Here is an 8,169-nt window from a genome sequence, read left to right on the forward strand (position 1 = left end):
GCCTCGCTGCGGGCGGCGGCGAGGTGCCGTGCCCCCTCCGGCGGGTAGCCGCGGTAGACCGGGAAGCACGCGGCCAGCTCGGCCAGGGCGGCACGGACCTGCTCGCGCGGCAGCTCGGGCACCAGCGCGGCGAGACGGCCCAGCTCGGCGGCGAGCAACCGGGTGGCCGCCTCCAGCTTGGTGCCGTGGGTCAGGTCCTCCCAGGACGTGTGCCGGCCGGTGAGCCGCCCGTCCAGGGCGGTGAAGTCCGGTTCGGCGTCCGGGTCGACGAACAGGCCGCTCACCGCCGCCAGGGCGTCGTAGCCGGTGGTGCCGTCGACCGGCCACCGCGGCAGGTCCTCGCCGTACTCCAGGATCTTCTCCACCACCAGCCAGCTCGCCGGCGCGGCGGCGCGCAGCCGGGCCAGGTAGCCGGCGGGGTCGCGCAGCCCGTCCGGGTGGTCGACCCGGATGCCGTCGACGTCGCCGGCGTCGACCCAGCGCAGGATCTCCGCGTGCGTGGCGTCGAAGACCGCCGGGTCCTCCACCCGCAGGCCGGCCAGGTCCGAGACGGCGAAGAACCGGCGGTACGTCAGCTCGGCGTCCCCGCGCCGCCAGTTCACCAGCTCGTAGTGCTGCCGGTCGTGCACCTGCCGGGCCGTCCCGTCGCCGGTGCCGTCGGCGACCGGGAAGCGGTGCTCGTGGTAGCGCAGCTCCCCGTCGACCAGCTTGAGGTCGTCGAGGGCGTCGGGGGCGTCGGCGAGTACCGGCAGCAGCAGCCGCCCCCGGTCCCAGTCGATGTCGAACCAGTGCGCGTACGCCGAGTCGCGGCCCCGGCGCAGCACGTCCCACCAGGCCGGGTTGGCCGCCGGGCGGGCCACCCCGGCGTGGTTGGGCACGATGTCGACGACCAGGCCCAGCCCGGCCGACCGCAGCGCCCGGGCCAGGCGTTGCCGACCGGCCTCGCCGCCCAGCTCCGGGTTGACCGCGCGGTGGTCGACCACGTCGTAGCCGTGTGACGAGCCGGGGGTGGCGGTGAGCAGGGGCGCGGTGTAGAGGTGGGTGACGCCGAGCGCGGCCAGGTAGTCGGCCAGCTCGGCGGTGGCGTCCAGGTCGAAGCCGGGGCGCACCTGCACCCGGTAGGTGGAGCGAGGGGTGTCGGGCATGGGTCAGGCCGTCCTCTCCAGGACCAGCAGCGAGCGGTCCGGTACGCAGACCGTGCCACCCGCCTCGACCAGTGTCGTCTTCTCCGGATCGGGTTCCGCCGTGCTGATCACCAGTTCCCACCGCGGCCCGAACTCCTCGCCGGGCAGCGTGAAGTCCAGCGGCGCGTCGTGCGCGTTGAACAGCAGCAGGAACGAGCTGTCCCGGTGGCGCTGGCCGTACTGGCCGCGCTCCGGGATGCCGTCGCCGTTGACGAACAGGGCCACCGAGCGGCCGAAGTCGTTGCCCCAGTCCTCGCCTGTCATCTCCCGGCCGTCGGGGGTGTACCAGGCGAGGTCCGGCAGGCCGGAGCCGGCGGCCCGGCCGCCGACCGGCAGGCCGGTGAAGAACCGCCGCCGCCGGAACACCTGGTGCCGGTTGCGGAAGTCGGTGAGCCGCCGCACGAACGCGAGCAGCTCGCTGTCGGCGCGTTCCCAGTCCACCCAGGCCAGCTCGCTGTCCTGGCAGTAGGCGTTGTTGTTGCCACGCTGGGTGCGGCCCAGCTCGTCGCCGTGGCCGAGCATCGGCACGCCCTGGGACAGGATCAGCGTGGCCAGGAAGTTGCGCCGCTGCCGGGCCCGCAACGCCAGCACGCCCGGATCGTCGGTGTCCCCCTCGACGCCGCAGTTCCAGGAGCGGTTGTGGCTCTCCCCGTCCCGGTTGTCCTCGCCGTTGGCCTCGTTGTGCTTGTCGTTGTAGGAGACCAGGTCGGCAAGGGTGAACCCGTCGTGGCAGGTGACGAAGTTGATGCTGTGGAAGGGGCGGCGGCCGTCGTCCTGGTAGAGGTCGGCGGAGCCGGAGATGCGGGAGGCGAACTCGGCGAGCGTGGCCGGCTCGCCGCGCCAGAAGTCGCGGACCGTGTCGCGGTACTTGCCGTTCCACTCGGTCCACTGCGGCGGGAAGTTGCCGACCTGGTAGCCGCCGGGGCCGATGTCCCACGGCTCGGCGATGAGCTTGACCCGGCCGACCACCGGGTCCTGCTGCACCACCTCGAAGAACGTGGAGAGGCGGTCCACCTCGTAGAACTCGCGGGCGAGCGTGGCCGCGAGGTCGAACCGGAAGCCGTCGACGTGCATCTCGGTGACCCAGTAGCGCAGCGAATCCATGATCAGTTGCAGTGAGTGCGGGCTGCGCACGTTGAGGCTGTTGCCGGTGCCGGTGTAGTCGACGAAGTACCGGCGGTCCTCCTCCGACAGCCGGTAGTAGCTCGGCGTGTCGATGCCCTTGAAGCTGAGCGACGGCCCGAGGTGGTTGCCCTCGGCGGTGTGGTTGTAGACCACGTCGAGGATGACCTCGATCCCGGCGGCGTGCAGCGCCTTGACCATGCCCCGGAACTCCTGCACCTGCTGGCCGAGGCGGCCCAGCGCGGAGTAGCCGTGGTGCGGGGCGAAGAAGCCGATGGTGTTGTAGCCCCAGTAGTTGCGCAGCCCCAGGTCGGCCAGGCGGTGGTCGTGCACGAACTCGTGCACCGGCATCAGTTCGACGGCGGTCACCCCGAGCTGCTTGAAGTGCTCGATCATGACCGGCGAGGCGATCGCCGCGTACGTGCCGCGCAGCTCCTCGGGGATGTCGGGGTGACGCATGGTCAGGCCGCGCACGTGCGCCTCGTAGATCACCGAGTGGTGGTACGGCGTGCGGGGCGGCTTGTCATTGCCCCAGTCGAAGTACGGGTTGACCACCACCGACTTCGGCATGAACGGCGCCGAGTCGGCGGTGTTCATCAGGTCCGGGTCGCCACCGACCTCGTAGTCGTAGACGGCCGGATCCCACGCGATCTCACCGTCGACCGCCTTGGCGTACGGGTCGAGCAGCAGCTTGTGCGGGTTGCACCGCAACCCCTCGGCCGGACGCCACGGCCCGTGCACCCGGAACCCGTAGCGCTGGCCGGGCTCCACGCCGGGGATGTAGGCGTGCCAGACGTACGCGTCGACCTCGCGCAGCTCGACCCGCCGCTCGGTGCCGATGTCCCACTCGTCGAACAGGCAGAGCTCGACCTTCTCCGCCACCTCGGAGAAGATCGCGAAGTTGGTGCCCATCCCGTCGTAGGTGGCGCCGAGGGGGTAGCTCTCGCCCGGCCAGACCTGCATGTCGCTCCTTCGGGCCCATGATCGTGAGCGCACCGGACGGGGGACGGCCGGTGCGCACGCCGTTGATGCCCCGCCTCACGCGCCGCCAATCCACCCGTTCGGACCGTAACCGAAACGATCGGGTGTTGTCCGTCACGATCGCCCTTTTCAAGATGCGGGTTCGCGCCGGATGGACTTTCCTGGACCGCGGACACGCGCCCGCGCGTTTCCGCCCGGCCGTTCGGCCACCCCTCACCACTCGCTTCCGCCGCCACCGATGCCGGCGTGTCCTCCCCTGCCATGGACGGAGATCGACGTGACCTCTCTGCGGGTCGGCGCGCAGCCCGCCACCGCGACGGACCGGCTCCACCGGCCCACCCTCACCTCCCGCCCGACCCCGCCGCCGCAGCCCGGCGCCGCGCCGCGTACCCGGCGCATCCTCATGCTGTCGTGGGAGTACCCGCCGGTGCTGGTGGGTGGGCTCGGCCGGCACGTGCACGCGCTCTCCGTCGCGCTGGCCGCCGCCGGTCACGAGGTCACCGTGGTCACCCGGCACGCCGAGGGCGCGCCGCTGGAGGAGTACGCCGACGGCGTGCGGATCGTCCGCGCCGCCGAGGACCCGGTGACCTTCCCGCTGGCCACCGACTCGCTGCTGGCCTGGACCATGGCGTTCAACCACACGCTCACCCGGGCCGCCCTGCGCGCCGCCGAGTCGGGCGCGTACGACGTGATCCACGCCCACGACTGGCTGGTGGCGCACACCGCGATGACGCTGCGCGAGCACCTCGACGTGCCGCTGGTCAGCACCATCCACGCCACCGAGGCCGGGCGGCACCAGGGCTGGCTGCCGGAGGAGATGAACCGCACCATCCACGGCGTCGAGCAGTGGCTGGCCGGCGAGTCCGGCCGGGTGATCGTCTGCTCCGGCTACATGCGCGACGAGGTGGGCGCGCTGTTCGGCGTGGACGCGGCCCGGGTCGACGTGGTGCCCAACGGGGTCGAGCCGCACCGGTGGCGGGTGCCCGCCTCGGCGGTCGCCGCCGCCCGGGCCCGCTTCGCCGCCGACGGCCCGCTGGTCACGTTCGCCGGCCGGCTGGTCTACGAGAAGGGCGTGCAGCACCTGCTCGCCGGTCTGCCCCGGCTGCGCGACCGGCACCCCGGGTTGCGCGCGGTGATCGTCGGCGACGGCCCCTACAAGGCGGACCTGGAGGCCGAGGTCCACCGGCTCGGGCTCGGCGCCACGGTCAGCATGCCGGGCTTCCTCGGCGGCACCGACCTGCCCGCGGTGATGGCCGCCTCGGACTGCTTCGCGGTGCCGAGCATCTACGAGCCGTTCGGGATGGTCGCGCTGGAGGGCGCGGCGGCCGGCGCGCCGCTGGCGGTGTCCCGCACCGGCGGGCTGGCCGAGATCGTCGAGCCGGGCGTGACCGGGATGACGTTCGCCCCGCACGACCCGGACGGCCTCTCCGAGGCGGTGCACGCGCTGCTGTCCGACCGGGAGCGGGCGCGTGCGCTGGCCCGACGGGCCCGGACGATGGTGCACGAGCAGTACGGCTGGGCCGCCATCGCGTCCCGCACGGCCGCCGCGTACGCCGCCGCCATCGCCGGCGACCCGGCGTTCACGGCCGCCCGCGCCGAGCGGCGCATGGCGACCGGTCGCACGTTGCCCGCCCTCCCCGAGGGCAACCTCCTCACCGCCGCCGGCTTGCGGTAAGGAAGGGCCCCCTGTTAACGCCTCAGGTAGAGGAGGGGCCCCCTTTTAACAACCGCCCTCCCCCGCCTACGGGAAAGGCCGCCGACCCGGCACGGGTCGGCGGCCTCACTCGTCATCGGTGTTAAGAAGGGGCCCCGCCTCTACCGGAGGCGTTAACAGGGGGCCCTTCCTTGCACCTCAGCGCTCGGCGGCGGGGAGGTACTCCCGCTCGGCGGCACCGGTGTAGATCTGCCGCGGGCGGCCGATCTTGGTCTCCGGGTCGTTGATCATCTCGCGCCACTGGGCGATCCAGCCCGGCAGCCGGCCCAGCGCGAACAGCACCGTGAACATCTTGGTCGGGAAGCCCATGGCCTTGTAGATCAGGCCGGTGTAGAAGTCCACGTTCGGGTAGAGCCGGCGGGAGACGAAGAAGTCGTCGGCGAGCGCGATCTCCTCCAGCTGCACCGCGAGGTCCAGCAGCGGGTCCGGCTTGGCCATCCGGCCGAGCACGTCCTGGGCGGCCTTCTTCACGATGGCGGCGCGCGGGTCGTAGTTCTTGTAGACCCGGTGCCCGAAGCCCATCAGCTTCACGCCGTCCTGCTTGTCCTTCACCTTCTGTACGAAGGAGCGGACGTCGCCGCCGTCGGCCTGGATCTTCTGGAGCATCTCCAGCACGGCCTGGTTGGCGCCGCCGTGCAGCGGGCCGAAGAGCGCGTTCACGCCGGCCGAGACCGAGGCGAACAGGTTGGCGTTGCTGGAGCCGACCAGCCGCACGGTGGAGGTGGAGCAGTTCTGCTCGTGGTCGGCGTGCAGGACGAACAGCATGTCCAGCACCTTCGACATCACCGGGTCGACCTCGTACTCCTCGGCCGGAACACCGAAGGTCATCCGCAGCAGGTTGTCGACGTAGCCCAGCGAGTTGTCCGGGTAGAGCAGCGGCTGGCCGATCGACTTCTTGTACGCGTACGAGGCGATGGTGGGGACCTTCGCCATCAGCCGGATCGTGGACATCTCCACGTGCTCGGAGTCGAACGGGTCCAGGCTGTCCTGGTAGAAGGTCGAGATGGCGCTGACGGCCGAGGAGAGCACGGCCATCGGGTGCGCGTCGCGCGGGAAGCCGTCGAAGAAGCGGCGCATCTCCTCGTGCAGCAGCGAGTGCCGGCGGATCCGGTCGCTGAACTCGGTCAGCTGCGTCTGGCTCGGCAGCTCACCGTAGATCAGCAGGTAGGAGACCTCCAGGAAGGAGGACTTCTCGGCCAGCTGGTCGATGGGGTAGCCGCGGTACCGCAGGATGCCCGCGTCACCGTCGATGTAGGTGATCGCGGACGAGCAGGACGCGGTGTTGACGAAACCGGGGTCGTACGTGGTCATCCCGGTTTCCTTGAGCAGCTTGCTCACCCCGATACCGGCGGGGCCCTCGACCGCGGACTGCACCGGCATCGACAGCTGCCCACCGGGGTGGTCGAGCTTGACTTCCGTCATCTGTTCCTCGCTTCGCCGGCAAGATCTTCGTTGAATTGCCTTCGCTTCTACCGTAATCACGGTGCGGCGGACAACGCTCGGCATGGTTTCGGGGTGAGGTATGCGTCACCTGATTCCCGACTTGCCGGGTCGGAAACCGGGTGGGAGCGCTGCCGGTCAGGACAGGGTGAGCCGCCGCAGCTTCCCGTCGGCCTGCACCCGGTAGAGGTCCAGCCGGTTGGCTCCGGCGGCGAACAGCCGGTCGTCGGGGAGGAACGCGGCGAACCGCCGGCCGCCGGCGTCCGGCGGCACCACCGGCACCACCGCGCCGACCGTGCCGTTGACCGCGACCGCGAGCCGGGTGCCGTCCGGCACCGACGGGGGCACGGTCCCCCAGACCAGCGCGGGCAGCCCGCCCCGCGCCGGGTCGACCGCGTCGAAGGCGGCGAGGTTGGCCACCGTGGCGGAGCCACCGGCCGGTCCGGCGCCGACCCGGGTCCCGACCAGCGGGTCGGTGGCGGGCATCGGCACCGGCGTGGGCACCCCGCCGGTGATCGTGACCGGTTGGCCGGGCCGGTCGTAGAAGCGCTTGTCGGCGCGCTCCCGGGGGGTGGCCTTCGCCGAGCGGCCGTCCATCGACCAGGGGACCCGCATGTGGGTCTCGTCGGCGATGGTCGGCAGCAGGTCGACGTGCTCCCAGTTGCGGTCGTCGACCCGGCCGGTCCGCTGCCCGGGCTCCTTGACGAACATCGGCACCCAGGCCACCTGGTTCGCGGCGTGGTCGATGGCGTCCATGCCGCGTCCCTGCCAGTCCTGGCGGAAGCTGACCCCGTGGTCGGCGGTGACCATGACCAGCGCCTTGTCGTAGAGGCCGGTGGCGCGCAGCGTCCGCAGCGTCTCGCCGATCAGCCGGTCGGTGTAGCCGAGCTGGGCCAGGTGCCGGGCCCGGGCCAGGTCCACCCAGCCGGCGCCGTCGTTGGGCAGGTCCTCCGGCGCGTCGTAGCGCGCCCCGGAGGGCAGGTACGTCCACGGTGTGTGCGGCATGAGCAGGTGCAGGAAGTGCAGCGTGGGCCGGTCGGCGGGGCGCAGGCCGGCCAGGAACGCGGTGAACCGGGCGGGCTGGTTGTCGTCGAGGGTGTCCCAGCGGAACTTCGGGTCGTCGGGCACCGGCTCGGCGGCGTCCAGCCCGACCTCGGCCGCGGTCTGCTCGCGGTAGGAGTCCTCCGGGTCGACCCGGCTGTCCACCGGCGCGGCGAGCTGGCGCAGCAGTTTCCCGCTCTCCCGGGTCAGCACGCCGAGCCCCTGCTCCGGGGTGGTCGCCTGCTCGCACCGGCTGGGCGGGCAGAGCCGCGTGATGCTCTCCTCGGCCTTGATCTGGTAGAGGCCGCCGAGCGCGGTGAACAGGTTGTCCGGGTACTGCGAGTAGTGCGGCGCCGCCCCCCGCTCGGGGTAACGCCCGGTGAGCATCGCCGGCAGCGCGTAGGGCGTCCAGCCGCTGACCCCGGTGGCGTTGCGGTACCAGGTCGACCCGGCGGCCAGCGCGGCGAAGTTGGGGTAGCGAGCGGCGTCGATCCGCTCGTCCGGGCCGAGCAGCGACACCAGCGGAAGCTCGTCCAGCACGATCATGACCACCGGCGGGTGGGCGCCGGCGCCGGCGGTTCCGGCCGCGCCGCCGTCGCCCCGCGGCAGCACCACCGCCGAGGCCGGCGACGCGAACAGGAACAGCCCGACGAAGACCACCGGGCCGACCGCGGCCACCCGCAGCAT

5 protein-coding genes are annotated in these 8,169 nt (G+C 72.1%); 1 reads left to right on the top strand and 4 read right to left on the bottom strand.

Annotated features, from left to right (window positions below; genetic code table 11):
• The coding region (locus tag HUW36_RS20145; protein WP_246248241.1) for an alpha-amylase family glycosyl hydrolase at positions 1 to 1,145 on the bottom strand (1,145 nt) is incomplete at its 3' end.
• Positions 1,146 to 1,148: 3 nt separating this feature from the next.
• Positions 1,149 to 3,269: a glycogen debranching protein GlgX gene (gene glgX, locus HUW36_RS20150; protein WP_174529594.1), complete on the bottom strand. Its 2,121-nt coding sequence runs from the start codon at positions 3,267 to 3,269 to the stop codon at positions 1,149 to 1,151.
• Positions 3,270 to 3,564: 295 nt separating this feature from the next.
• Between glgX and HUW36_RS20155 the strand changes: the two genes are divergently transcribed.
• Positions 3,565 to 4,962: a glycosyltransferase family 4 protein gene (locus HUW36_RS20155; RefSeq protein WP_174529595.1), complete on the top strand. Its 1,398-nt coding sequence runs from the start codon at positions 3,565 to 3,567 to the stop codon at positions 4,960 to 4,962.
• A 177-nt stretch (positions 4,963 to 5,139) separates the two neighbouring features.
• Here HUW36_RS20155 and HUW36_RS20160 read toward each other — a convergent pair whose 3' ends face one another.
• Together HUW36_RS20160 and HUW36_RS20165 are read right to left on the bottom strand one after the other, a co-directional pair.
• Complete coding sequence (locus HUW36_RS20160; RefSeq protein ID WP_174529596.1) at positions 5,140 to 6,423, bottom strand: citrate synthase; 1,284 nt, start codon at positions 6,421 to 6,423, stop codon at positions 5,140 to 5,142.
• Between the two features lie 156 nt (positions 6,424 to 6,579).
• A partial coding sequence (locus HUW36_RS20165; RefSeq protein WP_174529597.1) for a sulfatase-like hydrolase/transferase occupies positions 6,580 to 8,169 on the bottom strand: 1,590 nt, incomplete at its 5' end.

The organism is Micromonospora maritima, assembly GCF_902825405.1.
GTDB classification, from domain to species: Bacteria; Actinomycetota; Actinomycetes; order Mycobacteriales; family Micromonosporaceae; genus Micromonospora; species Micromonospora maritima.